This window comes from Streptomyces huasconensis (assembly GCF_021028635.1).
Classification (GTDB): domain Bacteria; phylum Actinomycetota; class Actinomycetes; order Streptomycetales; family Streptomycetaceae; genus Streptomyces; species Streptomyces huasconensis.
The window spans coordinates 3129406-3154275 of record NZ_CP086119.1; the positions used below are offsets into that span (position 1 = coordinate 3129406).

Genomic DNA, 24870 nt, shown 5'->3' on the forward strand with positions numbered 1-24870 from the left:
CGGTCACACCGCGGCCTTCTTCAGCCGGCGGCGCTCACGCTCCGACAGACCGCCCCAGATACCGAAGCGTTCGTCGTTGGCGAGTGCGTATTCAAGGCATTCCGATCTGACTTCACAGGCGAGACAGACCTTCTTGGCCTCGCGGGTGGAGCCGCCCTTCTCAGGGAAGAAGGACTCGGGGTCGGTCTGGGCGCACAGCGCGCGCTCCTGCCAGCCGAGTTCCTCGTCCGCGTCCTCGACCAGCAGTTCCTGAACCAGCTCGGTCATCTGCGCCCCTCGTCTGTCTGTGCGTCCCCGTGGTGCTGCCGTTACCGATTTCGGCTGAACGACACGAGTGAAATTACAAGTGCGCCGATCCGGGCCAGTCAAGCCGAGATCTGCTATTGGGCCCCTTATTCACTCTGCGGAACCAAGGCTATGCGGAAAGTGTTCAAATCGGGATAAACCACTACCCCGTCGGCGACCCGGTCTCACTGATGAGGACGGCGAGGTTTGGCAGCCGGTTGCTGCGCCATGTGTCCCGTGCACCCGCTGCACAAACCTTTCACCTATCCGAACAACCGGATGAGGTGAAACACATCCCACATTTCGGACATAGAGTTGACAGCACAGGTGTAAGAGGGTGTCCTGGTGGGCATGCTCGCGCACCTGGCTCTTTCGATGACCCGCACCAGCGGGTCCATCGGTGCTGCCCACGCGCGCTGTTGCTGTTCCTGCTCCAGCTGTTGAGTTCATCCAGCTGTCGAGCCGCTTTCCCGCGTCGCCTCCCTCCGCACGACCCTGCGGCGCCCCTGTCTTCTCCACGCTTCACCCATCCTTCGCGACACCCCAGCTCTCTTACGTTGAGGAACCACCGCACGATGAACAGCGACAGCGACCTCCAGATCGCCGGCGACATCCTCGAGGTCCCGCACCTCCTGCAGCCCGCCCGCGAGCACCCCGCCACGGTGGCCGAGTTCGTCGGCCTGGCCCGCACCATCGCCGCCGACCGCTCCCAGTGGGAACACCTCGTCGAATACGACGCCACCAGCCGCTGGTACCACCGCCTGCGCACCGGGCCCGGCTACGAGGTCTGGCTGCTCTCCTGGGTGCCCGGGCAGGGCAGCGGCCTGCACGACCACGGGCCCTCCTCCGGCGTACTCACCCTCCTGGAGGGCGAGTTGACGGAGCGCACCCAGCGGGGCACGCGGGCGCTCGAAGCGGGCGCGCAGCGCGTCTTCGCGCCGGGTTACGTCCACGAAGTCGTCAACGACTCCCTCGAACCGGCCGTCAGCCTGCACATCTACTACCCGGGCCTGACCGAGATGCCGATGCACGCGGCCCAGTGCGCCGCCCGCGACACCGGTGGCGTCGCGGAGGATGTCGTGACCGCCTGACGGACTGTCGTACCCGCCTGACATGCTGGGCGCATGCGCATTGTGGTTCTGGCCGGTGGCATCGGCGGCGCCCGTTTTCTCCGCGGGCTCAAGAAGGCCGCGCCCGACGCGGACATCACGGTCATCGGCAACACCGGTGACGACATCCACCTGTTCGGGCTGAAGGTCTGCCCCGACCTGGACACCGTGATGTACACGCTCGGCGGCGGCATCAACGAGGAGCAGGGCTGGGGACGTTCGGACGAGACGTTCAAGGTCAAGGAAGAGCTGGCGGCCTACGGCGTCGGGCCCGAGTGGTTCGGGCTCGGCGACCGCGACTTCGCGACGCACATCGTGCGGACGCAGATGCTGGGCGCCGGGTATCCGCTCAGCGCCGTCACGCAGGCGCTCTGCGAGCGGTGGCAGCCCGGCGTGCGGCTCATCCCCATGTCCGACGACCGCGTCGAGACGCATGTCGCCGTCACGATCGACGGCGAGCGAAAGGCCGTGCACTTCCAGGAGTACTGGGTGCGGCTGCGCGCCTCGGTGGACGCGCACGCGATCGTGCCGGTCGGCGCCGAGCAGGCCAAGCCCGCGCCGGGCGTGCTGGAGGCCATCGCGGAGGCCGACGTCGTGCTCTTCCCGCCGTCGAACCCGGTGGTGAGCGTGGGGACCATCCTTGCCGTGCCCGGCATCCGCGAGGCCATCGCCGACGCGGGCGTACCGGTCGTCGGCCTCTCCCCCATCGTCGGCGACGCGCCCGTGCGGGGCATGGCCGACAAGGTGCTGGCCGCCGTCGGCGTGGAGACCGACGCCGCCGCCGTCGCCGAGCACTACGGCAGCGGTCTGCTCGACGGGTGGCTGGTCGACAGCGTCGACGCGGGCGTGGTGGAGCGGGTGGAGAGCGCCGGAATCCGGTGCCGGGCCATCCCGCTGATGATGACCGACATCGACGCGGCGGCACAGATGGCGCGGGAGGCCCTCGCGCTCGCCTCGGAGGTACGGGCGTGACCCCGCCGGACGGGGCGGGCCCGTCTTTCCGGGTGTGGGCCGTGCCCGGGCTGCCCGAGGTCCGGGAGGGCGACGACCTCGCCAAGCTGATCGCCGCCGCCGAGCCAGGACTCGCCGACGGTGACGTCCTGATCGTCACCTCCAAGATCGTCAGCAAGGCCGAGGGGCGGATCGTCCGGGCGGACGACCGCGAGGCGGCCATCGACGCCGAGACCGTACGGGTCGTGGCGCGGCGCGGGGCCCTGCGGATCGTGGAGAACCGGCAGGGGCTCGTGATGGCCGCGGCCGGTGTCGACGCGTCGAACACGCCTTCGGGGACGGTGTTGTTGCTGCCCGAGGACCCCGACGCGTCGGCTCGCGCCGTGCGGGACGGGGTGCGGGACGCGTTGGGCGTCGAGGTCGGCGTCATCGTCACCGACACGTTCGGGCGGCCCTGGCGGGCCGGGCTCACCGATGTCGCCATCGGGGCGGCGGGGGTGCGGGTGCTCGATGATCTGCGGGGCGGCGTGGACGCGTACGGCAATCCGCTGAGCGCGACCGTGGTGGCCACCGGCGATGAGCTGGCCGCCGCGGGGGATCTCGTCAAGGGCAAGGCCGCGGGGCTGCCGGTGGCCGTGGTGCGGGGGCTCGGGCATGTGGTGGCCGGGGGTTCCGGCTCCGACTCCGGGGCGCGGGCCCTCGTGCGTGAGGCGCGGGACGACATGTTCCGGCTCGGGACGTCCGAAGCGGTGCGGGAAGCGGTGGCGCTGCGGCGGACCGTGCGGGAGTTCACCGACGAGGAGGTCGACCCCGGGGCCGTGCGGCGCGCCGTCGCCGCGGCGGTCACCGCGCCGGCGCCGCATCACACGACGCCGTGGCGGTTCGTGCTGCTGGAGTCCGCGGCGGCGCGGGCGGAGCTGCTGGACGCGATGCGGGACGCGTGGATCGCGGATCTGCGGCGGGACGGGAAGTCCGAGGAGTCCATCGCCAAGCGGGTGCGGCGCGGGGATGTGCTGCGCAAGGCGCCGCTTCTGGTCGTGCCGTGCATGGTGATGGACGGCTCCCATACGTACGGGGACGCGCGGCGGGACGGGGCCGAGCGGGACATGTTCGTGGTCGCGGCCGGGGCCGGTGTGCAGAATTTCCTGGTGGCGTTGGCCGGGGAGCGGCTGGGGTCGGCGTGGGTTTCGTCGACGATGTTCTGCCGGGATGTCGTGCGGGACGTGCTTGCGTTGCCGGGGGCGTGGGAGCCGATGGGGGCGGTGGCTGTGGGGCACCCGGCGGGGGAGCCTCCCGCTCGGGGTGGGCGGGATGTGGGTGGTTTTATCGCTGTGCGGTGAGGGGGTGGGCGGGGGCCTTGGTGGGGGCTGCCGGGGGGCTGTTTTTTCGGGTGCCGGTGGGGGGTGGCTGGGCGCGCAGTTCCCCGCGCCCCTGACGGGGCGCTCCTGTCCGTGGGAGTGTGCGGGTTCGTGGGGGGTGCTCGCGCAGTTCCCCGCGCCCCTGGTGGGGCGGGGCTCGTCAGAGTAGGGCGATGTCTGTTTTGCGCATGCGGGGGGCTCTGCGGGGTGGGGTGTGGCCGCTCAGGAGGATGAGGCGGGTTGCTCGGTGGCGTTGGCCCCTGTAGGGGGTCAGGAGGCTCAGCATCGTTTCGTCGTCCGCGTCGCGGTCGTCGGCCAGGGCGTGACCGACGATGCCCGGGAGGTGGAGGTCGCCGACCGTGACCGCGTCCGGGGCGCCGTTGCTGCGCTGGACGGTCTCGGCCGAGGTCCAGGGGCCGATGCCGGGGATCAGCTCCAGGCGGGCCTGGGCCTGGAGCGGCTCCATCGTGGCCGCCTCCTCCATGCGCCGGGCCACCTTCACCGCGCGCAGGATCGTCGACGCCCGCTTGTTGTCGACGCCCGCCTTGTGCCACTCCCACGAGGGGATCAGGGACCAGGTGCGCGGGTCCGGCATCACGTACATGCGAGGGGTGGGGCCGGGAGCCGGCTCGCCGTGGCCGCGGACCAGGAGGCGCCAGGCGCGGTAGGCCTCGTCCGCGGTGATCTTCTGCTCCAGGATGGAGGGGATCAGGGATTCGAGGATCAGTTCCGTGCGCGCAAGGCGCAGGCCGGGCCGGCGGCGGGCCGTCGCGGCGATCAGGCGGTGGCGGGGCTCGAAGGCGGAGGGGTCGTCCGACGCGCCGAGCAGGGTCGGGAGGCGGTCGAGGAACCAGCGGGCGCCGGGGCCCCAGGCCTCCGCCTCGACCGTGCCCGCGCGGAGCGCCACGCGCAGGGTGCCGGGGCCCTCGGGCGTACGGCTGGCGCGCCAGACCGAGCCGTCCGGGGTGATGTGGAAGGTGGGGTCGCCGGGACCGCGCCGCAGGACCCCCAGGGTCACGCCCAGGTCCAGGGGGAACGGCGGCTTCCAGGAGCGGGTCAGCGGCGCCGCGCTCTGGCGGGGGACGCCTGACGGCACGGCCGTCTCGCCGCCGCGCACGGTGGTGCGGGTGGGGCGCGGGGCGAAACGGGACGACACGTGTATGAGGGTAGGCGACGCCCGCCCTCGCCGGGGGCGCTACTGGTCGGAGGAGAAGCGGACCGCGCCCGCCGGGAGCGTGGCGCCGCACCAGACGCGTACGCCGTCACGCAGTTCGTTGTCGGCGCCGACACTCGCCCCGTCGCCGACCACCGCGCCGCTCAGCGCCGTGCGCGCCCCGACGCGGGCGGCCGCGCCGACGAGGGAGTCGGTGATCACCGCGCCCGGTTCGATGACCGCGCCGGACAGGATCGCGCTGCCGGAGATCCGCGCGCCCTCGCCGACCTCCGCGTCCTCGCCGACGACTGTGCCGGCGGTGAGCTTGGCGTCCGGGGCGACGCGGGCGGTGGGCAGGACGAGGCTCTCACCGCGGCGCCCGGGCACGGCCGGGGAGGGCGCGCGGCCGAGGACGAGGTCCGCCGAGCCGCGGACGAACGCCTGGGGCGTGCCGAGGTCCAGCCAGTACGTGGAGTCGACCATGCCCTGGAGGTGGGCGCCCGAGGAGAGGAGGCCGGGGAACGTCTCGCGTTCGACGGAGACCGGGCGGCCCGCCGGGATCGTGTCGATGACCGAGCGGCGGAAGACGTACGCGCCCGCGTTGATCTGGTCGGTGACGATCTCCTCCGGGGTCTGCGGCTTCTCCAGGAAGGCGGTGACGCGGCCGGTCGGGTCGGTCGGGACCAGGCCGTACGCCCTGGGGTCCGCGACCCGGGTCAGATGCAGGGAGACGTCGGCGCCGGAGGTCTCGTGCGTGTCGACCAGGGCCCGGATGTCGAGGCCGGTGAGGATGTCGCCGTTGAAGATCAGGACCGGGTCGTCGGGTGCCGAGCGCAGGCGGGACGCCACGTTGCGGATGGCGCCGCCCGTGCCCAGGGGCTCGGTCTCGGTGACGTACTCGATGTGGAGGCCGAGCGCGGAGCCGTCGCCGAAGTACGGCTCGAAGACCTCCGCGAGGTAGGAGGTGGCGAGGACGATGTGCTCCACGCCCGCCGCGCGGGCCCGCGCCAGCTGGTGGGTGAGGAACGGGACGCCCGCCGCCGGGACCATCGGCTTGGGGGTGTGGACCGTGAGCGGCCGCAGCCGGGTTCCTTTGCCGCCGACCAGGAGGATCGCTTCTGTCACCTGTCGTCTCTGCTTCCTGCTGGGGCCGGCCGAACGTGAGTTTCGGCCGGCCAGTGTATGCAGACGGGTTTGCAGGTCGTGCAGGTCGTGCAGTGCGACCGGGCTTCAGCGCCCCTGGTAGCGGGCCGCGGAGGACCGGGCCGTGCCGAGCTTTGCGTACAGTTGCTTGCCCGGACATTCCGTGGCGTATCCGTCGCGGTGCCCTGAGATCACCCTAAGTCTGACGTTCGTGCCTTTCTTGTACAGGTTGCCGCCGCCGGACTGCAAGTGGGTGGTGCCGCTGGGGTCGGCGCCGTGCAGGCCGAGCTTCCACGCGGCCAGCCGGGCGATCGCGGTCACGGCCGCCTTCGGCGGTGTGGCGGTGCTGTACGTGCCGAGGACGGCGATGCCTGTGCTGTTCGCGTTGAAACCGAGAGTGTGGGCCCCGAGGACCGGCTTGGCCACACCTCCGGCACGTCCTTCGTAGATGTTTCCGCACTTGTCGATCGCGAAGTTGTAGCCGAAGTCGCGCCAGCCGCTGCTCTTGACGTGGTACCGGTAGATGCTGCGGAGTACGGACCCGGCCTGTGAGCAGCGGTAATTGTTGCCGGAGGCGCTGTGGTGGACGAAGGCGGCCTTCACCGTCTGCGTGTACGCGAAGTCCTTCTCGCGAATCCGCTCGTCCGCGCCCCAGCCCTTGCGCGTGATGATGCGCGGGCGCGGGCCGATGTAGGGCCGTGCCTGGCCGGCCGCGGCCGCGGGGTCGCCGCGGGCGGCGAGCAGTTCGTCCTCCGTCTGCTGCTTCGTCAGCTCCGGGATCGCGTCGGCCTCCATCGGGGCGAGGTCCGCGTTGACGGCCGCGACGGCCTCCGACTCGGCGGTCATCGCGGGGGTCAGGCGCGGCGCTTCGGTCTGGCCGCCGCGTGGCGGCGGCTCGTCGCCGGGGTCGACCAGTTCGAGGCGCAGGCCCTCGGGGAGCAGGCCGCCGGCTCGGTCCCGGTCGCCGCGGCGCTCGGACTCCGCCCGTACGCGGACCTCCACGCCGTCGGAGTCGCCGACCCACAGGGGGGCGGTGGCGCCGCGGACCTTGCCGGTGCCGCGCTCCAGGGTCTCCGGGTCGGCCGCGTGTTCGTGGTTGTGCGTCTCCACGCTCTGCCAGCCGGACCAGGTGGTGGTGCCGCTGGCCCGGGTGCGGACCTGGACGGTGCCGTGCAGTTCGTCGGACGGGTCGTCCCAGACCACCCCCACCAGGGCGAAGGGGCGGACGTCCCGTCGGGTCAGGCCCTGCTCGCGCTCGTTCGGGCCGGACGAGCGGTCGGTGGCGAGCGGGGCGAGGGGCAGTGACTGGGTGCTGCCGGGGATGCCCTCGGCAGCGGGCGGGGCGGCGGGCGGCGCCGCGGGTGGCGGGGCGGCGGAGGTCGCGGCCCGGGCGCCGGATGACGGCAGGGCGAGGGGCAGGGCCAGGACGGCCGCGCAGGTGACGCCGATCGAGGAAGCAAGGAATCCACGCATACGTCTGATCGTCGGCATACCGGAACATATCTGTCCATCGGGGAATTGACGGACCGTCGCCTTTGAGCGGCCGAACCGGTGGTCCGCCCTCCCCCGCCACGCCGGGCACCGTGCGGGTGCCCGCGTACCCTTGCGCCCGTGAACGTCAACGACCGCACCCCTGCCGACCTGCTGCGATCCGCGCTCGCCTCGGACCCCGGCCGCCCTCTGGTCACCTTCTACGACGACGCCACGGGTGAGCGCGTGGAATTGTCCGTCGCCACCTTCGCCAATTGGGTGGCCAAGACCGCCAATCTGCTGCAGGGCGACCTCGCCGCCGAACCCGGTGACCGGGCCGTGCTGTTGCTGCCCGCGCACTGGCAGACGGCTGTGTGGCTGCTCGCCTGTTCGTCGGTGGGCGTGCTCGCGGACGTGGGCGGTGACCCCGCTGCGGCGGATCTCGTCGTCAGCGGGCCGGACACGCTGGACGCCGCGCGTGCCTGTGCCGGGGAGCGGGTCGCGCTGGCGCTGCGGCCGCTCGGCGGGCGTTTTCCGCAGCCGCCGGTGGGCTTCGCCGATTACGCGGTGGAGGTGCCGAGCCAGGGCGACCGGTTCGCTCCCTACGCTCCCGTCGACCCGGACGAGCCCGCGCTCGCGGTCGGTGGGGCGGAGCTGAGCGGGGCGGGGGTGGTGGAGCGGGCGCGGGCTGACGCCGAGCGGCTCGGCGTCACGGCCGGCTCCCGGGTGCTGTCCGGGTTGTCGTACGGGACGTGGGAAGGGCTCAGTGCCGGGTTGTACGCGGGGCTTGCGGCGGGTGGGTCGGTGGTGTTGTGCCGGCACCTTGATCAGCTGGCGGAGGGTGGGCTGGAGAAGCGGGTCTTGGATGAGCGGGTGACGGTCACCGTCCGGTGAGGTGACGGCCGGGGGGTGCGTGTTCGGCTGCCGGTTTGTGGGGGTCGAGCGCGCAGTTCCCCGCGCCCCTTCGGGGCGGCTGACCCCTGGTCGGAGGCACGCAGTGGGGCCGTGCGGCCGCCAATCCCGTTTTCGGCTGCCGGTTTGTGGGGGTCGAGCGCGCAGTTCCCCGCGCCCCTTCGGGGCGGCTGACCCCTGGTCGGAGGCACGCAGTGGGGCCGTGCGGTGTGAACCCGTTTTCGGGTGAACGTCCGTGGGGGTTGAGCGCGCAGTTCCCCGCGCCCTTCGGGGCGGTGGGGTGGTGTTGCCGATCACCCGTTCGGCCTACCTGGGCCGCCGACCCAGAGGCCCTTGGCGGTGTGGCGGGCCATGGTCGTAAGGGACGCAGCACGCACCGACGCAGCCGTGAGGGGTGGACGTACACGTGACCGACACCGCGGGCGCGGCATGGGAGCCCAAGGCCACGTACGGACCCGGGACGGGGGCGAGCCCCACCGGGGAGGGCGTGGTGCGCCGGCGGCGCCGCTGGCTGCGCGGTGTGGCGCTCGGGACCGCCGTGCTGGTGCTCGGGGCGGGCGGTGCGGGATGGGCGGCGTACCAGAAGCTCAACGGCAACATCACGAAGGACACCGACGCCGCCGCCGAACTCGCCCGCTACGAGAGGGAGCGGCCGACGCCGCTGGTGCACGACGCGCAGAACATCCTGCTGATCGGCTCCGACACCCGCGCCGGCGACAACAGCAAGTACGGCAGGGACCGGGGCACCCAGCGTTCGGACACCACGATCCTGCTGCACCTGGCCGCCGACCGGCAGAGCGCGACCGCCGTGTCGATCCCCCGTGACCTGATGGTGGACGTCCCCGGCTGCCGACGGCCGGACGGCTCGCGGACGCGGGCCCAGTTCGCCCAGTTCAACTCGGCGTTCGAGGTGGGCGGGACGGCCTGCACGATCCGTACCGTCGAGAAGCTCACGAGAATCCGCGTCGATCACCACATGGTCGTGGACTTCGCGGGGTTCAAGGACATGGTCGACGCGGTGGACGGGGTGGAGGTCTGCCTGAAAGCCCCGATCGACGACGATGACGCGCATGTGCGGCTCGCCCCGGGGCTGCAGACCCTCGACGGCGAACAGGCGCTGGGGTACGTGCGCGCCCGCAAGAGCCTCGGCAACGGCAGCGACACCGAGCGGATGGACCGCCAGCAGCGGTTCCTGGGCGCGCTCGTCAACAAGGTGCAGAGCAATGACGTCCTCCTGAACCCGTCGAAGCTGTATCCCGTGCTCGACGCGGCCACGTCGTCGCTGACCACCGACCCCGCGCTCGCCAGCCTGCGCGGCCTGTACGAACTGGTGCGCGGCATGCGCAACATCCCCACGGAACGGGTGCAGTTCCTCACCGTCCCGCGACAGTCGTACACGTACGACGTCAACCGCGACCAGCTGGTCGAGCCGGCGGCGGAGCAGCTCTTCACGCGGCTGCGCACCGACAGCCCGGTCGCGGTGGTCCCCGAGCGGCCCGCGAGCCCCCGGGAATCACCGCCCGGCCAGGAACAGGCGCACCGGGTGAATCCGGGCCATTCGGACAGTGACGCGAAGCCCGGCGATCCTTCACATACGCCGTCTCCCGCGCCGACATTCCGGGGCAACACGGCGGCCGGAGCACCCTGCGAGTAAAACGATCCCCAAAGGAAACCGACCGCGCCCTGAGAAATTGGGTGGATTGCCCAGTTGTAGGGGAGTGGAATTTGTCACCGGCGTCGTCCGGCGCTGAACTGGGCGGATAGTGTGAGCGATCCGGTGCGCCGGGCCCTCTCGGCCGCGCACCGCTGGAACGACTGACCGAGCGCCTTCTTGAGGGGGATGAGGCGCCGCGTGGCCCCGACGGAGGACGCAAACAACCGTGGACGCGCAAGGCCGTGGGCGGGCGGAGAACATCGACCCCGCAGACCAGTGGGTGCTCAACCCGGACACCGGTGATTACGAGCTGCGACTGAGCCCCTCCACAGGGCAAGGACCCTCGACGGTCCCCGGGCCGCGCCGAGCCGCGTCCCGCCAGGGGGGCCGCGGCCGCTCCACGCCGGGGCGCGACCGCCAGCGCCCGCGTCCGGGCGAGCGCGACGAGCGCCGCGAGGTGCCGGGCCAGCGCAGGCGCCGGGTCAAGGAGCCGGAACCGGCCCCCAGCGGCAGGCGCAAGCAGAAGCCGAAGAAGTCCGCGGGCAAGAAGGTCATGGTGTGGACCGGCGGCACCCTGGCGTTCCTGCTCGTCACGGGCTGCGTCGGCGGTTACCTGTACTACCAGCACCTCAACGACAACATCACGTCGATCAACGACGACGGCGCGGGCACCGGCGGCTTCAGCAAGGACCGGGCCATCAACATCCTGGTGGTCGGCACCGACAAGCGCAGCGGTGACGGCAACAAGGGCTACGGCGACGAGGGCAGCGCCGGCCACGCGGACACCACGATCCTGCTGCACGTCTCCAAGGACCGTACGAACGCGACCGCGCTGAGCATCCCGCGCGACATGATCACGGACATTCCGGACTGCCCGACCACGATGGAGGACGGCAGCACGAAGGTCATCCAGGGCACGAAGAACGCCCGGTTCAACGAGAGCCTCGGCCAGAACGAGCGCACGCCGAGCTGCACGATGCGTACGGTCACGAAGATCACGGGGATAAAACTCGACCACTTCATGGTGGCCGACTTCAACGCGGTCAAGACGCTCTCCAGCGCCGTCGGCGGCGTGGACATCTGTCTCGCCAAGGACATCGACGACCCCAAGTCGCATCTGAAGCTGCCCAAGGGCGAACACACGCTCGCGGGCGAGAAGGCGCTCGCGTTCGTGCGGACCCGGCATGCCGTGGGCAACGGCGGCGACCTGAGCCGCATCGAGCTGCAGCAGCAGTTCCTCAGCTCGCTCATGCGCAAGCTGAAGTCGAGCGACACGCTCACCAACCCGAAGAAGATGTTCAAGCTGGCCGAGGCCGGCACGAAGGCCCTCGCCGTCGACTCCACGATCGCGGACATCATGAAGCTGCGCGACCTCGGCATGGAGCTCGGCAAGCTCGACATGAAGAACCTGACCTTCGCCACCGTGCCGGTCGTCGACAACCCGAACGAGAAGGTCCACACCACGGTCGTGCTCAACCCGGCCAAGGCCGACCCGCTCTTCGCGATGATGCGGGCCGACCAGTCGCTGACCGAGGTGAAGAAGAAGGAGAAGAAGGAGAAGGCCGCGGTGGCCGCCCGCCTCAAGGGCCCCAAGGCCGACCCCTCCGACGTGCGGGTCGACATCTTCAACGGCAGCGGCAAGACCGGTGCCGCTCAGGCGACTCTCACGTGGCTGCAGAACAACGAGGGCGTGCTCAAGTCCAGCCAGCAGGGGAACGCGCCCGCGGTCATCAAGAAGACGACCCTGGAGTACGGCCCCGACCAGGCGGCCCAGGCCCGTCGGCTCGCCGCCATCATGGGGCTGCCCGCCGCCGCCCTGAAGCCGGGCAAGAGCGAGGAGAACGCCCAGGGGCTCCCCGCCATGAAGCTGACGCTCGGCGGCGACTTCGCGGGCGCGGGGGTGCCCATCGCCCCGCCGAAGAAGGCGCCGGAGGGCATCCAGAAGGTCGAGGCCGACAAGACCGTGTGTGCCAAGTGACGTCTGCCGAGTGACCTGAAGCGGTCGTTTGGCATCTAACAATGCGCCAAGGCGCCGCACGGCGGTCGCAGTTCGGGAACGGGGCGGGGAGGGGCTGGGGATGAGGCAGAACAGCGTGCGTAAGGAGGGGGCGCGGTCACGCGCCCCGCACGCAAGTGATCACGGCTGGGACGAGGGCTCGAAAGAGCCGTCGTCGGACGCGGCCGTGCCCGCCGGCGGCAGCCGCCGGCAGCCCGGCCGCCGGCGCCGGCGCGGCTCGGGTGGCAGAGGCGCTCCGCCGCGCCGCAGGCGCCGCGTCCTGCGCTGGTCGGCGACGGTCCTGTCGGTCCTGATACTCGGCACGGCCGGCGCCGGTTACCTGTACTACCAGCACCTCAACTCCAATATCGAGACGGACGACCTGAACCTCGGCGAGCACCGGGCCCCCGAGCCCACGCCCAACGCCGCGGGACAGACGCCGCTGAACATCCTGCTGATCGGCTCGGACGCGCGGGACTCCAAGGAGAACCAGAAGCTCGGCGGCGCCAAGGACACGTTCGGCGCGCCGCCGCTCGCCGACGTGCAGATGCTGCTGCACCTGTCGGCCGACCGCTCCAACATGTCGGTGATCAGCATGCCGCGGGACACGCTGCTGACGATCCCCAAGTGCACGGACCCCGACGACGGCAAGGTCTACCCCGAGTCCGGCCCGCGCACCATGACCAACGAGTCGCTGGGCCGCGGCGGTCCCGGCTGCACCGTCGCCACCTGGGAGAAGCTCACCAACATCCACATCGACCACTACATGATGGTCGACTTCGCGGGTGTGGTCTCCATGGCGGACGCCATCGGCGGCGTACCGGTCTGCGTCGACAAGAACATCCACTCGCGCGACAGCCGGGGCAAGGGCTCGGGCCTGAAGCTGAGGAAGGGCACCACGGAGGTCCAGGGCGAGCAGGCCCTCCAGTGGCTGCGCACCCGCTACGGCTTCGAGGACGGCACCGACATAGGCCGTGCCAAGGCCCAGCACATGTACATGAACGCGCTGGTCCGCAAGCTCCGCGAGAACACCGGCCTGACGAGCCCGAACCAGTTGCGCAAGCTCGCCGACAAGGCGACGAAGGCGCTCAACGTCGACAACGGCCTGGGCACCGTCAAGAAGCTGTACGACCTCGGCAACGAACTCAAGAAGGTCTCGCCCGCGCGTACGACGATGACGACCATGCCGTTCGAGTACGTGGGCGCCCGCGTCGTCCCCAAGCCCGGCGACGCGGAGCAGCTCTTCCGGCTGGTCCGCGACGACATCCCGCTGGACGGCAAGGGCGGGAAGAAGCCGGCCAAGGAGAAGGCGTCGGACGACCCGGCCGCCGAGGACGACCGGATCGCGGTGCAGGTGCAGAACGGCACGCGCACCGTCACCGAGCCCCCGGCCACCGGCCGGGCGAGCGCGGTGGCGCAGATCCTGGCCGCGAAGGGCTTCAAGAAGGCGACGCCGGACATGACGACGGCGCTGACCGAGGCCAAGACGGTCGTCCGCTATCCCAGCGTCGACCTGGAAGGCGATGCCCAGCGGGTCGCCAAGTCGCTGGGTCTGCCGCTCAGTTCGGCGAAGAAGTCGACGGATGTCTCCGGGGTGACGCTGGTCGTCGGCGCCGACTGGCGCGAGGGCGACGCACCGCCCAAGCACAAGAAGAAGGACGACAAGACGCCGGACTCGGCGGGCGCGCTCAGCGGCTCCGACAAGAAGGCGTGCATGAAGGTGAACCCGGAGTTCACCTGGTAACCGCCCCTGGACGCGGGGAGCCGCCCCCGTACGTGCGAAGGGGCCCGGCACGCTCCAGCGCCGGGCCCCTTCGCGTGTACGGCTCTCAGGCCTCCTGGGTCTCCCCCAGGACGGCCGGACGGCGGAAGGCGATGACCTTCCTGGCCAGCGAGCGGGGGCTGGTGAGGAAGCCCCAGCCCCACGACATGTGCATGGTCGCGAGCGCCACCGGTATCTGGAGGCGGGCCTTCAGCGGCAGGCCCTTGCCCGCGGGGATGGAGCCCGCGACGATCGCCGCGAGGTAGCCGCCGGGGATCACGAAGCCCCACGGCGTGAGCGCCGCGCCGACCACGACGCCCGCGGCGATCGCGCAGACCGCGGTCGGCGGGGCGAGGTAGCGGAGGTTGATGGAGCCCTCGTGGTAGCGGGCGACGACGTGGCGCCAGCGGCCGTAGTCCTTGTACTGCTTGGCGAGGGCCTTCACGCTCGGCCGCGGGCGGTAGGAGACCTTCAGCTCGGGCGAGAACCAGATCAGGCCGCCCGCCTCGCGGATGCGGAAGTTCAGCTCCCAGTCCTGGGCGCGGATGAACTCTTCGTTGTACCCGCCCTGTTGCTCAAGGGCCTCGCGGCGGAAGACGCCGAGGTAGACGGTCTCGGCCTGCTGGGCCGCGCCGCCGGTGTGGAAGGCGGCGTTGCCCACGCCGATCTTCGACGTCATGGCGGCGGCGACCGCGTGCTCCCAGTCGTTCTGGCCCTCGGCGTGCATGATGCCGCCGACGTTCATCGCGCCGGTCTCCTCCAGGAGGCGGACGGCGGTCGTGATGTAGCCCGGCGAGAGCGCGGCGTGGCCGTCCACGCGCACCACGATCGGGTGACGTGAGGCCTTGATCGCGGCGTTCAGCGCGGCCGGCGTACGCCCCGTGGGGTTGGGGACCGTGTGGACCCGCGGGTCCTCGCGGACCAGCTCGGCGGCGATCTCGTCCGTACGGTCGGTGGAGGGGCCGAGCGCGACCACGACCTCCATCTCACCCGCGTACTCCTGACGCAGGATCGCGTGGACGGCCTCGCGCAGGTGCCGTTCCTCGTTGAGGACGGGCATGATCACGGACACGGCGGGAGGCTGTGCCTCAGACTTCGCGTTCATCACGCGCCACGTTACCGCGAATGGGGGACACGGACGCGCGCCGTCCGGGTCGCTACCCCGGGCCGCATTTCGTATGGGCTTACGTTTCTGGGGTCGCCCGCAGGCCCGCCGCCCGTCACCCGCCGTCCGTCGCCCGCTCCGAGCCAGGTCCGTCTCCGCGGAGGTGTTCCCTCACGTGCCCACACCGCCCCGCTCCCCCGCTCCCGCGCCGCGCCGCCCGAAGCCGCGGGGCCGCGGACCGTCCGCAGGCCGGCCGGCCGGGCGCGTGAAGCGGCGGCCGCGCTGGGTCATGCGGATGGCGACCGCGTGCTCCGTGGCGGTGCTCCTCGCGGCCGGCATCGGGCACTCCGTGGTCACCGGTCTCGACACCGGGATCAAGCGGGTCGACGCCTTCCGGGACATGAAGAACCGTCCCGCTTCGGGCAACGGCATGAACGTCCTGCTCGTCGGCACCGACGGCCGCGACAAGATCACTCCTGAGGAGAAGGCGAAGTACCGCCTCGGCGGCGCGCCCTGCCACTGCACGGACACGATCATGATCGTGCACATCTCGGAGGACCGGGACCGCGCCAGCGTCGTGAGCCTGCCGCGCGACTCCTACGCCGAGCTGCCCGCGCACACCGACCAGAACAGCGGCAAGAAGCACCGCGCGCACCCCAGCAAGATCAACGCGGCGTACGCGGAGGGCGGGCCGAACCTCACGGTGCGGACCGTCGAGCACATGACGAAGGTCAAGATCGACCACTATCTGGAGGTCGACTTCACCAGCTTCATCAAGACCGTGGACGTCCTCGGCGGCGTGGAGATCTGCACGTCCAGGCCGCTCCAGGATTCCAACACGGGCCTGAACCTCGCGGTCGGCACGCACGCCATGAACGGCGGCGAGGCGCTCCAGTACGTGCGGTCGCGGTACGTCGACGGGGCCTCCGACCTCGGCCGCATGCGGCGCCAGCAGCGGTTCCTCGCGGCGCTCATCGCGAAGGCGACCAGCAGCGGCGTCCTGCTGAATCCGGTCAAGTTCCGCGACGTGACGCAGACGCTGCTCGGCTCGGTCCGGGCGGACAAGGGCTTCGGCACGAGCGACATGCTGGACCTCGGCCGGGCGATGCGGGGCTTCTCGCCGTCGTCCTCGGAGTTCACGACCGTGCCGCTCAGCGCCGAGGGGCAGACGCTGCCGGGCATCGGCGCGACGCTGCGGTGGCACCCGACGAAGGCCCCGAAGCTGTTCGACGCGCTGCGCGAGGACCGGCCGCTGGCCCCGCACCGCAACAAGCCCAAGGTCACGCTGGTGGACGTCTCGCCCCAGCAGATCCAGGTGCAGGTGGACAACGGCACGGCCGTGCCGGGACTCGGCAAGCGCGTCGACACCCAGCTGCGGGCCACCGGGTTCCGTACGACGGGTCTGCCGGGCAATGTGCCGACCGCGCGGACGGCGCCGGCGCCCCGGACCGTCGTCGCCTACGACCCCCGCTGGGACCGCTCCGCGAAGGCCCTGGCGACGGCCCTGCCGGGCTGCGAGATGCGCAGCGTCGACGGGCAGGGGGCGGTGCTGAAGGTGATCGCGGGGACGGACTTCAAGGCGGTGCGGCCGGTGCGGGCGGAGGACGAGCTGGAGGGTGAGTTCGGGGCGGTCACCGGGGACCAGGTCGTCTGCCCCTGACCGGCACCGTGCCGCAGAGGGGGGCTTTCAGTCGTCGAAGCCCTCCGCCGCGCGGGCCTCCCGCAGCTCCTTGATCGCGCGGCGCCGGGCGAGGCGGTGCGTGCGGCGGATCTGGGCCTCCTGGTAGCGGCGGCGGTCGCGGTCGGTCTCCGGGAGGACCGGGGGGACCGTGCGGGGCTTGCCGTCGGCGTCGACCGCGGCGAAGACGAGGTAGGCGGAACCGACCTGCTGGGCGGGCGTGGACTCGTTCCACCGCTCGGCCAGGACCCGGACGCCGACCTCCATGGAGCTGCGTCCGGTCCAGTTGACCTGCGCCTTCACATGAACGAGGTCTCCTACTCTGACCGGCTCCAGGAAGACCATCTCGTCCATGGAGGCGGTGACCGCCGGGCCGCCCGAGTGGCGTCCGGCGACGGCCCCCGCCGCGTCGTCCACGAGTTTCATGATCACGCCGCCGTGCACCGTGCCGAGGAGGTTGGTGTCGTTGTGGGTCATGATGTGGCTGAGCGTGGTGCGGGACGCCGAGGTCGGCTTGCCCGGTATATCCGATTCCGGACGGGGGGCCTGATCTGTCATGCCCTCCACCCTATGCCGGGCGTACGAACGAGCCGCCCCCGGCCGCTTTGCATCAGCTCTGCAACAGCCCTGGCCCGAAATCCCGACCGCCCTGTGAGCCGCGCGCCCGCGCACTGCACACTAAGCCACATGAGCGATTGGCCAGACGATCAGGCGGGCGGCCGTGGCTACGGCCGCGGCAGCGGGAACCCTCAGCCCGACGGCGCCCGCGTGATGCGGCACGTCCAGCGCGGCGGCACCGGCCGCCCCGCGGGTCCGCCGCCGGGCGGCGTGCCGCAGCAGCCCGCGTACGACGACGGGTACGGGGACCAGCGCGGGGACGGACAGCCGTACGGCGACGCCCGCGACGAGGTCTTCGAGCCGCGCGCCCCGCGCCAGGGCGCCCACGGCCAGGGCTACGACAGCGGTTACAACACCGGGCAGGTCTACGGCCAGCCCGCCGCGGCCGGCGGTGGCCGGGGCGGCGCCGGACGCCCGCCGCGCGGCCCGCGCCCCGCGCCGAACTGGCGGCGCCGCATCAAGATCGGCTCGATCACCCTCGTGTCCGTGCTGCTGGTGACGTCCGTGGCGACGTATTTCTGGGCCGACGGCAAGCTCAAGCGCGAGGTCGACCTCTCCAAGGTCATCGAGCGGCCCGAGGGCGGCGCGGGCACCAATTACCTGATCGTGGGCTCCGACAGCCGCGAGGGCATGTCCGACGAGGACAAGAAGCGGCTCCACACCGGTTCGGCCGAGGGCAAGCGCACGGACTCGATGATGATCCTGCACGTCGCGGACGACGGCGGGAACACGATGATCTCGCTGCCCCGCGACTCGAACGTCACGATCCCCTCCTTCAAGGGCGCGGAGTCCGGCAAGCTCTACCCGAACCAGGGCCGCCAGGTGAAGCTGAACGCCGCGTACGCGGAGGACGGCCCCGAGCTGCTCGTACGGACCGTCGAGTACAACACCGGACTGCGCATCGACCACTACGCGGAGATCGGCTTCGGCGGCTTCGCCAAGATCGTGGACGCGGTCGGCGGCGTCGAGATGGACATCCCGAAGGGCTTCAAGGACAAGAAGTCCGGCGCCGACTTCGAGGCGGGCAAGCAGACGCTCGACGGCGAGCAGGCCCTCGCCTTCGTCCGCACCCGCTACGCGCTGCCGGGCAGCGACCTGGACCGCACGAAGAACCAGCAGAAGTTCCTCGCGGCCCTGGCGAACCAGGCGGCGACGCCCGGCACGGTCCTGAACCCGTTCAAGCTCTATCCCACGATGGGCGCGGGCCTGGACACCCTGATCGTCGACAAGGACATGGGCCTGATGGACGTGGCGTCCATGTTCTGGGCGATGAAGGGCGTCACCGGCGGCGACGGCAAGTCGATGAACATGCCGCTCGCGGGCACGGCGGGCGGGAACCTGCTCTGGGACAAGGCGAAGGTCAAGCAGCTGGTCAACCAGTTGAACAACGACGAGAAGGTCACGGTCTCCGGCTGATCCAGGGCCCCGGGCGCGGCCCCGTCCCCCGAACGGCCCGCCCGGCGGGAAACCCCGGCCCCGGCATGCCACGGTGGTCCCGAACTGCCACCGCCGACGTCCGGAGCCCTGCCATGGCAGACCTGCAGGACGAGATCAACGCCGCCGCCGAGGCCGGGGAGCTGGACCAGCCTCCCGCCCGGCCCGACCCCCTCGCCGAGCCGCTTCCCGAGCGGAAGCCCGGCCGCGAACCCGAGGCGGCAGACGCCGCCGAGACCGCCGAGACCGCCGATCCGCTGGAGCGGGCCGACGCCGTGCTCGCCGCGCACCCCGTGGCCGACGGGTACAGCGGTCTGCCGGGGACCTTGCGCGACCTGCCCTGGTACGACTTCGAGACGGGCGACAGCGGCCTGGAGAGCGACCTGCCACGGCTGCGCGCGGGCCGGGTCGGGGCGCAGCTGTGGTCCGTGCACGTGCCCGAGTGGCTCGGCGCCGACCAGGTCGTGCGGACCACGCTCGAACAGATCGACCTGGTGAAGCACGTCGTCGACACCCATCCCGAGTGGCTGCGGCTCGCCCGTGACGCGTCGGAGACCACCGACGCCCGCAACTGCGGCCGCATCGCCACGCTGATCGGCCCCGCCCGCGGCACCGCGCTCGGCGACTCGCTGGGCGCCCTGCGCGGGCTGCGCAGCCTGGGCCTGTGCGCGGTGACCCTCTGCGGCACGTCGTGGGCGGGCGCGGGCGGGCTGACCGCGTTCGGCGAGGAGGTCGTGCGCGAGATGAACCGGCTCGGCGTCCTCGCGGACCTGTCCGGCGCGTCCGAGGCGACCGTGCGGAGGGTGCTCGCCATCTCCAAGGCGCCGGTGATCTTCACCCGCTCCGGGGCCCGCGCGCTGTGCGACCACCCGGACAACCTCTCGGACGAGCTGCTCGCGGAGGTGGGCGCGCTGAAGGGCCTGTGCATGGTGCCGCTGGCCGCCGACCGCACGGGGTCCTCGCTGCGCGAGGTCGCGGACCACCTTGATCACGTGCGTCGGGTGGCGGGGCCCGAGTGCGTCGCCCTCTCGGGGCTGTACGACACGCCCGAGGTGCACCCGGAGGGTCTCGTCGACCCGTCGGGCTATCCGCGGCTCGTGGCGGAACTCCTGGAGCGCGGCTGGTCCGAGTCGGACGTGGCGCTGCTCACCTGGGACAACTTCCAACGGGCCCTGCGCGGCGCCGACTTCACGGCGCGGGCGACGCGCGAGCGCAGGGCGGCGTCGACGGCGCGGATAGAGCGTCTGGACGGCTGACCGGGGACGGGGCCGTCTTCGGTCACGGCGGCCCCGTCTTCCGTCACGGTCAGGGGATCTTGCAGAGGCAGAACGGGTGCCCGACCGGGTCGGCGTAGACGCGGAAGTCCCGCTTGCCGCCGTCGTCGTCCACGTCGAGGGGGCGCGCGCCGAGGGCGAGCACCTTCTCCTCGGCGGCGTCGAGCTCCTCGGTGGTGCGGCCGGCGTCGAGGTCCAGGTGGAGCTGCTGGGCGTTGGCGTCGGCGCGGGGCCACTCGGGCGGACGCAGGTCGCTCACCCGCTGGAACGAGACCTTGACGCGGCCCGGGGCCACGAGGTCGACCCAGTCGCCGTCGCCCTCGATGGTGCCGCCGATGATCTGGGCGTAGAACTCCGCCAGTTCACGCGGCCGCGGGCAGTCGAAGACGACGTTGTGCAGACGGGCGATGGGGGCGGCGGGGGCGGCGGGGTCGTGCTGTTCGGTCATGACCTCTCCTTCTCGACGGCCTTTGACAGGCCTCTCAGCAGGCGCAGAGGCAGAACGGGTGCCCGGCCGGGTCGGCGTAAACCCGCCAGTTGCGGTCCCGGTCGGCCGCGTCGAGGACGGTGGCGCCGAGTGCGAGGACCTCCTTCTCGGCGGCGTCCATGTCTTCCACTGTGAGGTCCAGGTGGAACTGCTGCGACCCGTCGGGCGCGGGCCACTTCGGCGGTACGAGGCCGGGGGCCTTCTGGAAGGCCAGGGAGGTGCCCCCGTACCCCTCCAGGTCGACCCAGGTCTCGTCGGCGGGGGTCGGGGTGCCGCCGACGATGGCGGCGTAGAACTCGGCGAGAGCGAGGGGGTCGGGGCAGTCGAGGACGACGGCGCCGAGCTTGGCGAGAGCCATGATTCCTCCGGAGGTCGTTGATTACCGGTAGGTCGCGGCAACCGGTAACGGTGACTTCATGCTCCCGCATGAGAGGTAACGTCGCAACCATGAATGACAGAGCGCCGGCACCGGGAGGGCTCGCGCTGGTCCAGGAGCTGGTGAACACGCTGAACCTGGAGACCGGCGCGGACGCCCTGGACACCGAGGCCGGACGCGACGCCTTCGGGCTCGGCCCGCAGGACGTGGACGCGGCGCGCGCACTGCGGGAGTCCCTGCGGGCGGCGTGCCTCGCGCACGCCGGACACCCGGCGCACCGGCCGGTACGGGAGCTGGGTGAACTGCTGGCGGGGGGCCCGCTGCTGATCGAGGTGGACGGCGCCACGGGCGCCGCGTCGCTCGTCCCCGCGGACGCCTCGGCGCTCACCGCGCGGGTGGCCGCGGCGATCGCGGAGGCGCTCATCGCCGGGACGTGGCTGCGCCTCAAGGCGTGCGAGGCCGTGACCTGCCACTGGGCCTACTACGACCGCAGCCCGGCGGGGCGCAGCCGGTGGTGCGACATGGGGGTGTGCGGGGCGCGCGCGAAGATGCGGGCGTACCGGGCGCGCAAGGCGGCACCCGGCACGTCTTCCTAGTCCCTCCGGTGGAACCCCCGGGCCCGTATCAGGCGGCGGGCCTGCCCATGGCGCGGTACGTCCAGCCCGCCGCCCGCCAGGTCTGCGGGTCGAGGGCGTTGCGGCCGTCGAGGATCACCGGGGTCGTCGCCACGGAGGCGAGCGCGGCCGGGTCCAGCTCGCGGAACTCGCGCCACTCCGTGAGGTGCAGGACGACGTCGGCGCCGCGCACCGCGTCCGTCGCGGTGTCCGCGTAGCCGAGCGTGGGGAAGAGGCGGCGGGCGTTCACCATGCCCTTGGGGTCGTACACGGTGACCTGGCCGCCCTGGAGGTGGATCTGTCCGGCGACGTTCAGCGCCGGGGAGTCGCGGACGTCGTCGGAGTCCGGTTTGAACGTGGCGCCGAGCACCGCGACCCGCTTGCCGAGGAAGGAGCCGCCGCCCAGCGCCTCGCGGGCCATCTCGACCATCTGGCCGCGGCGGCGCATGTTGATGGAGTCGATCTCGCGCAGGAACGTCAGGGCCTGGTCGGCGCCCAGCTCGCCCGCCCGCGCCATGAACGCGCGGATGTCCTTGGGCAGGCAGCCGCCGCCGAAGCCGATGCCGGCCCGCAGGAACTTCTTGCCGATCCGGTCGTCGTGCCCGAGGGCCTCCGCCAGCCGCACGACGTCGCCGCCGGCGGCCTCGCACACCTCGGCCATGGCGTTGATGAAGGAGATCTTCGTGGCGAGGAAGGAGTTGGCGGAGGTCTTGACCAGCTCCGCCGTCGGGAAGTCGGTGACGACGAAGGGGGAGCCCTCGGCGATCGGCGTCGAGTACACCTCGCGGAGCAGCTTCTCGGCGCGCTCGCTGCGCACACCGACCACGATGCGGTCGGGGTGCAGCGTGTCCTGCACGGCGAAGCCCTCCCGCAGGAACTCGGGGTTCCACGCCAGCTCGACCTCGTCGCCCGCCGGGGCCAGCTCGGCGAGGCGGGCGGCGAGCCGGTCCGCGCTGCCGACCGGCACGGTGGACTTGCCGACGACCAGCGAGGCCCTGGTGAGGTGCTTGGCGAGGGACTCCAGCGCGGTGTCGACGTACGACATGTCGCAGGCGTACTCGCCGTGCTTCTGCGGGGTGTTCACGCAGATGAAGTGGACGTCGCCGAAGTCGGCGGCCTCCGCCGGGTCCGTCGTGAAGCGCAGCCGCCCGCTGGCGCCCTCGATGCCGGCGACGTGCTTGCGCAGCAGCTCTTCGAGGCCGGGCTCGTACATGGGCACCTCGCCCCGCTGGAGCATGGCGACCTTCTCGGCCACCACGTCGAGACCGAGGACCTCGAAACCGAGTTCGGCCATGGCCGCGGCGTGCGTGGCGCCGAGATAGCCGGTGCCGATCACGGTGATCTTGAGGGCCATGTGGTGCTCCAGACGCTCTGCGGGGGCTTGCTGCTGCCGTGCGGTGACCGAGCATAGTCGGGCGTATCCGGGCCTCTCACCGGGCACGTTTCCGGCTGTCGCCAAGCTCACGTATCCGTTGCGCGGGCGACACCACTAAAATTTGGGTTACTTAACGGTAATTAGCGTCCTTGGAGCGTGAGAGACCTTGGCCGGATCGGCTGATTTCGACCTGTACCGCCCGTCCGAGGAGCACGACATGCTCCGGGACGCGATCCGCTCGCTGGCCGAGGCGAAGATCGCGCCGTTCGCCGCCGCGGTGGACGAGGAGGCCCGCTTCCCCCAGGAGGCCCTCGACGCCCTCGTGGCCAACGACCTGCACGCCGTCCACGTACCCGAGAGCTACGGCGGTGCGGGCGCCGACGCCCTGGCGACCGTGATAGTGATCGAGGAGGTGGCGCGCGTGTGCGCCAGCTCCTCCCTCATCCCCGCCGTGAACAAGCTCGGCTCGCTGCCCGTCATCCTCTCCGGCTCCGAGGAGCTGAAGAAGAGGTACATGACGCCGCTCGCCAAGGGCGAGGGCATGTTCTCGTACTGCCTGAGCGAGCCGGACGCCGGTTCGGACGCGGCCGGCATGAAGACGAAGGCCGTCCGCGACGGCGACAGCTACGTCCTCAACGGCGTGAAGCGCTGGATCACCAACGCGGGCGTCTCCGAGTACTACACGGTCATGGCCGTCACCGACCCGACCAAGCGCTCCAAGGGCATCAGCGCCTTCGTCGTCGAGAAGGGCGACGAGGGCGTCTCCTTCGGCGCCCCGGAGAAGAAGCTCGGCATCAAGGGCTCCCCCACCCGCGAGGTCTACCTCGACAACGTCCGCATCCCCGCCGACCGCATGATCGGCGAGGAGGGCACCGGCTTCGCGACCGCGATGAAGACCCTGGACCACACCCGCATCACCATCGCGGCGCAGGCCCTCGGCATCGCGCAGGGCGCCCTGGACTACGCCAAGGGCTACGTCCAGGAGCGCAAGCAGTTCGGCAAGCCGATCGCCGACTTCCAGGGCATCCAGTTCATGCTCGCCGACATGGCGATGAAGATCGAGGCCGCCCGCCAGCTGACGTATGCGGCGGCGGCCAAGTCGGAGCGCGCTGCCGCCGGAGGTGGAGAAAGGGACCTGACGTTCCAGGGCGCGGCCGCCAAGTGCTTCGCCTCGGACGTCGCGATGGAGGTCACCACGGACGCCGTCCAGCTCCTCGGCGGCTACGGCTACACCCGTGACTACCCCGTCGAGCGGATGATGCGCGACGCCAAGATCACGCAGATCTACGAGGGCACGAACCAGGTCCAGCGGATCGTGATGGCGCGGAACCTGCCGTAAGTCCCTGGGGGGCCACGGAAATTTGTTCGTCGGCAACGATGAGTTTCCGTGGCCCCGGCGGTCTTTCCTGTTACCGATGGCATGGGAGGGACACATGAAACAGCCGGAACAGCTGGTGCGGGTGCAGAACTTCACGGTGTCGAGCGACGGGTTCGGGGCCGGTGAGGGGCAGAGCCTGGAGCGGCCGTTCGGGCACGCCGAGCCCGGGGAGATGTTCGCCTGGGCGGGGGCCACGGCGAGCTGGCCCAACCGCACCGACCCGGGCGGCAGCCGCGGTCTCGACGACTGCTTCACGCGGGACTTCGCGCGGAACATCGGCGCCGAGATCATGGGGCGCAACAAGTTCGGGCCCCAGCGCGGCCCCTGGACGGACCACGAGTGGCGCGGCTGGTGGGGCGACGAGCCGCCGTTCCACACCCCGGTGTTCGTCATGACCCACCACAAGCGGCCGTCGTTCACGCTCTCGGACACGACGTTCCACTTCGTCGACGGCGACCCGGCCACGGTCCTCGCGCGGGCGCGGGAGGCCGCGGACGGCAAGGACGTCCGGCTCGGCGGCGGGGCCACCACCATCCGGGAGTTCCTCGACGCCGGCCTCGTCGACACGCTGCACGTGGCGGTCTCGCCGGTGCGGCTCGGTTCCGGCGTACGGCTGTGGGAGTCGCCGGAGGAGCTGCTCGACCGGTATCACCTGGACGTCGTGCCCAGCCCGAGCGGCGTGACGCACCACCTGTTCTGGCGGAAGTGAACAGGTGACGCGGGGCCGCTCGGGCCGTG

22 protein-coding genes are annotated in these 24870 nt (G+C 71.5%); 13 read left to right on the forward strand and 9 right to left on the reverse strand.

Annotation, left to right across the window (positions count from 1 at the left end):
- Positions 1 to 3 precede the first annotated feature (3 nt).
- A complete protein-coding gene (locus J2N69_RS14050; protein WP_016642094.1) occupies positions 4 to 267 on the reverse strand; it encodes a WhiB family transcriptional regulator in 264 nt (87 codons plus the stop codon).
- 593 nt (positions 268 to 860) lie between these two features.
- On the opposite strand from J2N69_RS14050, the gene J2N69_RS14055 reads away from it, so the two are divergent.
- Genes J2N69_RS14055 through J2N69_RS14065 form a run of 3 tightly spaced genes read left to right on the forward strand, consistent with a single transcriptional unit; the run spans position 861 to position 3685 of the window.
- Positions 861 to 1376, forward strand: a complete 516-nt coding sequence (locus J2N69_RS14055; RefSeq protein ID WP_127912067.1) for a cysteine dioxygenase — start codon at positions 861 to 863, stop codon at positions 1374 to 1376.
- 33 nt (positions 1377 to 1409) lie between these two features.
- Complete coding sequence (gene cofD / locus J2N69_RS14060) at positions 1410 to 2366, forward strand: 2-phospho-L-lactate transferase (protein WP_230901052.1); 957 nt, start codon at positions 1410 to 1412, stop codon at positions 2364 to 2366.
- On the forward strand, positions 2363 to 3685 hold the full coding sequence (locus J2N69_RS14065) for a coenzyme F420-0:L-glutamate ligase (protein ID WP_230901053.1): 1323 nt from the start codon (positions 2363 to 2365) through the stop codon (positions 3683 to 3685). The genes cofD and J2N69_RS14065 overlap by 4 nt, the downstream gene beginning before the upstream one ends.
- 178 nt (positions 3686 to 3863) lie before the next feature.
- Here the strand turns inward: J2N69_RS14065 and J2N69_RS14070 are convergent, their stop codons facing one another.
- The 3 genes from J2N69_RS14070 to J2N69_RS14080 form a co-directional block, all read right to left on the reverse strand.
- Positions 3864 to 4859 (reverse strand): DNA-3-methyladenine glycosylase family protein, encoded by a 996-nt coding sequence (locus tag J2N69_RS14070; protein ID WP_230901054.1) that lies wholly within the window; start codon positions 4857 to 4859, stop codon positions 3864 to 3866.
- 39 nt (positions 4860 to 4898) lie between these two features.
- Positions 4899 to 5981 carry a mannose-1-phosphate guanylyltransferase gene (gene manB / locus J2N69_RS14075; protein WP_230901055.1) on the reverse strand — a complete coding sequence of 361 codons (1083 nt, stop codon included), beginning with the start codon at positions 5979 to 5981 and terminating at the stop codon, positions 4899 to 4901.
- A gap of 105 nt (positions 5982 to 6086) precedes the next feature.
- Positions 6087 to 7490 (reverse strand): peptidoglycan recognition protein family protein, encoded by a 1404-nt coding sequence (locus J2N69_RS14080; RefSeq protein WP_230901056.1) that lies wholly within the window; start codon positions 7488 to 7490, stop codon positions 6087 to 6089.
- Between the two features lie 120 nt (positions 7491 to 7610).
- Here J2N69_RS14080 and J2N69_RS14085 point away from each other — a divergent pair, with 120 nt between their 5' ends.
- The 4 genes from J2N69_RS14085 to J2N69_RS14100 all read left to right on the forward strand — a co-directional run bounded on the left by J2N69_RS14085 (position 7611) and on the right by J2N69_RS14100 (position 13775).
- On the forward strand, positions 7611 to 8363 hold the full coding sequence (locus J2N69_RS14085) for a TIGR03089 family protein (RefSeq protein WP_230901057.1): 753 nt from the start codon (positions 7611 to 7613) through the stop codon (positions 8361 to 8363).
- A gap of 424 nt (positions 8364 to 8787) precedes the next feature.
- Positions 8788 to 10035: an LCP family protein gene (locus tag J2N69_RS14090; protein WP_230901058.1), complete on the forward strand. Its 1248-nt coding sequence runs from the start codon at positions 8788 to 8790 to the stop codon at positions 10033 to 10035.
- Positions 10036 to 10261: 226 nt separating this feature from the next.
- Positions 10262 to 12013: an LCP family protein gene (locus tag J2N69_RS14095; protein WP_230901059.1), complete on the forward strand. Its 1752-nt coding sequence runs from the start codon at positions 10262 to 10264 to the stop codon at positions 12011 to 12013.
- Between the two features lie 100 nt (positions 12014 to 12113).
- On the forward strand, positions 12114 to 13775 hold the full coding sequence (locus J2N69_RS14100) for an LCP family protein (protein WP_230901060.1): 1662 nt from the start codon (positions 12114 to 12116) through the stop codon (positions 13773 to 13775).
- A gap of 85 nt (positions 13776 to 13860) precedes the next feature.
- On the opposite strand, the gene J2N69_RS14105 is transcribed toward J2N69_RS14100, so the two are convergent.
- Positions 13861 to 14898, reverse strand: a complete 1038-nt coding sequence (locus J2N69_RS14105) for a glycosyltransferase family 2 protein (protein WP_230901061.1) — start codon at positions 14896 to 14898, stop codon at positions 13861 to 13863.
- A gap of 175 nt (positions 14899 to 15073) precedes the next feature.
- Here J2N69_RS14105 and J2N69_RS14110 point away from each other — a divergent pair, with 175 nt between their 5' ends.
- Entirely contained in the window at positions 15074 to 16558 is a 1485-nt protein-coding gene (locus J2N69_RS14110; protein ID WP_443049174.1) for an LCP family protein, read from the forward strand.
- Positions 16559 to 16585: 27 nt separating this feature from the next.
- On the opposite strand, the gene J2N69_RS14115 is transcribed toward J2N69_RS14110, so the two are convergent.
- A complete protein-coding gene (locus J2N69_RS14115; protein ID WP_230901062.1) occupies positions 16586 to 17134 on the reverse strand; it encodes an acyl-CoA thioesterase in 549 nt (182 codons plus the stop codon).
- Between the two features lie 129 nt (positions 17135 to 17263).
- Here J2N69_RS14115 and J2N69_RS14120 point away from each other — a divergent pair, with 129 nt between their 5' ends.
- On the forward strand, positions 17264 to 18610 hold the full coding sequence (locus J2N69_RS14120) for an LCP family protein (protein WP_230901063.1): 1347 nt from the start codon (positions 17264 to 17266) through the stop codon (positions 18608 to 18610).
- Positions 18611 to 18723: 113 nt separating this feature from the next.
- Complete coding sequence (locus J2N69_RS14125; protein WP_230901064.1) at positions 18724 to 19884, forward strand: dipeptidase; 1161 nt, start codon at positions 18724 to 18726, stop codon at positions 19882 to 19884.
- A gap of 49 nt (positions 19885 to 19933) precedes the next feature.
- Here J2N69_RS14125 and J2N69_RS14130 read toward each other — a convergent pair whose 3' ends face one another.
- Entirely contained in the window at positions 19934 to 20350 is a 417-nt protein-coding gene (locus J2N69_RS14130) for a VOC family protein (protein ID WP_230901065.1), read from the reverse strand.
- 34 nt (positions 20351 to 20384) lie between these two features.
- Complete coding sequence (locus J2N69_RS14135; protein WP_230901066.1) at positions 20385 to 20747, reverse strand: VOC family protein; 363 nt, start codon at positions 20745 to 20747, stop codon at positions 20385 to 20387.
- Positions 20748 to 20836: 89 nt separating this feature from the next.
- On the opposite strand from J2N69_RS14135, the gene J2N69_RS14140 reads away from it, so the two are divergent.
- Positions 20837 to 21361 carry a CGNR zinc finger domain-containing protein gene (locus J2N69_RS14140; RefSeq protein WP_230901067.1) on the forward strand — a complete coding sequence of 175 codons (525 nt, stop codon included), beginning with the start codon at positions 20837 to 20839 and terminating at the stop codon, positions 21359 to 21361.
- Positions 21362 to 21389: 28 nt separating this feature from the next.
- Here J2N69_RS14140 and J2N69_RS14145 read toward each other — a convergent pair whose 3' ends face one another.
- Positions 21390 to 22733, reverse strand: coding sequence for a UDP-glucose dehydrogenase family protein (locus tag J2N69_RS14145; protein ID WP_230901068.1), 1344 nt, complete (start codon positions 22731 to 22733; stop codon positions 21390 to 21392).
- Between the two features lie 187 nt (positions 22734 to 22920).
- On the opposite strand from J2N69_RS14145, the gene J2N69_RS14150 reads away from it, so the two are divergent.
- Together J2N69_RS14150 and J2N69_RS14155 are read left to right on the forward strand one after the other, a co-directional pair.
- Positions 22921 to 24093: an acyl-CoA dehydrogenase family protein gene (locus J2N69_RS14150; protein ID WP_269075611.1), complete on the forward strand. Its 1173-nt coding sequence runs from the start codon at positions 22921 to 22923 to the stop codon at positions 24091 to 24093.
- 94 nt (positions 24094 to 24187) lie between these two features.
- The gene (locus J2N69_RS14155; protein WP_230901070.1) at positions 24188 to 24841 is read left to right on the forward strand and encodes a dihydrofolate reductase family protein; all 654 of its coding nucleotides are present in this window, start codon (positions 24188 to 24190) and stop codon (positions 24839 to 24841) included.
- Positions 24842 to 24870 lie beyond the last annotated feature (29 nt).

Excerpts from the sequence above, each read along its gene's own strand:
- J2N69_RS14100 (WP_230901060.1), top strand. The coding sequence starts at position 12,114 with ATGAGGCAGAACAGCGTGCGTAAGGAGGGGGCGCGGTCACGCGCCCCG.
- J2N69_RS14130 (WP_230901065.1), bottom strand. The coding sequence starts at position 20,350 with ATGACCGAACAGCACGACCCCGCCGCCCCCGCCGCCCCCATCGCCCGT.
- J2N69_RS14145 (WP_230901068.1), bottom strand. The coding sequence starts at position 22,733 with ATGGCCCTCAAGATCACCGTGATCGGCACCGGCTATCTCGGCGCCACG.
- cofD (WP_230901052.1), top strand. The coding sequence starts at position 1,410 with ATGCGCATTGTGGTTCTGGCCGGTGGCATCGGCGGCGCCCGTTTTCTC.
- J2N69_RS14125 (WP_230901064.1), top strand. The coding sequence starts at position 18,724 with ATGGCAGACCTGCAGGACGAGATCAACGCCGCCGCCGAGGCCGGGGAG.
- J2N69_RS14120 (WP_230901063.1), top strand. The coding sequence starts at position 17,264 with ATGAGCGATTGGCCAGACGATCAGGCGGGCGGCCGTGGCTACGGCCGC.
- J2N69_RS14080 (WP_230901056.1), bottom strand. The coding sequence starts at position 7,490 with ATGCCGACGATCAGACGTATGCGTGGATTCCTTGCTTCCTCGATCGGC.
- J2N69_RS14135 (WP_230901066.1), bottom strand. The coding sequence starts at position 20,747 with ATGGCTCTCGCCAAGCTCGGCGCCGTCGTCCTCGACTGCCCCGACCCC.
- J2N69_RS14050 (WP_016642094.1), bottom strand. The coding sequence starts at position 267 with ATGACCGAGCTGGTTCAGGAACTGCTGGTCGAGGACGCGGACGAGGAA.
- J2N69_RS14115 (WP_230901062.1), bottom strand. The coding sequence starts at position 17,134 with ATGACAGATCAGGCCCCCCGTCCGGAATCGGATATACCGGGCAAGCCG.
- J2N69_RS14155 (WP_230901070.1), top strand. The coding sequence starts at position 24,188 with ATGAAACAGCCGGAACAGCTGGTGCGGGTGCAGAACTTCACGGTGTCG.
- J2N69_RS14105 (WP_230901061.1), bottom strand. The coding sequence starts at position 14,898 with ATGAACGCGAAGTCTGAGGCACAGCCTCCCGCCGTGTCCGTGATCATG.
- J2N69_RS14055 (WP_127912067.1), top strand. The coding sequence starts at position 861 with ATGAACAGCGACAGCGACCTCCAGATCGCCGGCGACATCCTCGAGGTC.
- J2N69_RS14140 (WP_230901067.1), top strand. The coding sequence starts at position 20,837 with ATGAATGACAGAGCGCCGGCACCGGGAGGGCTCGCGCTGGTCCAGGAG.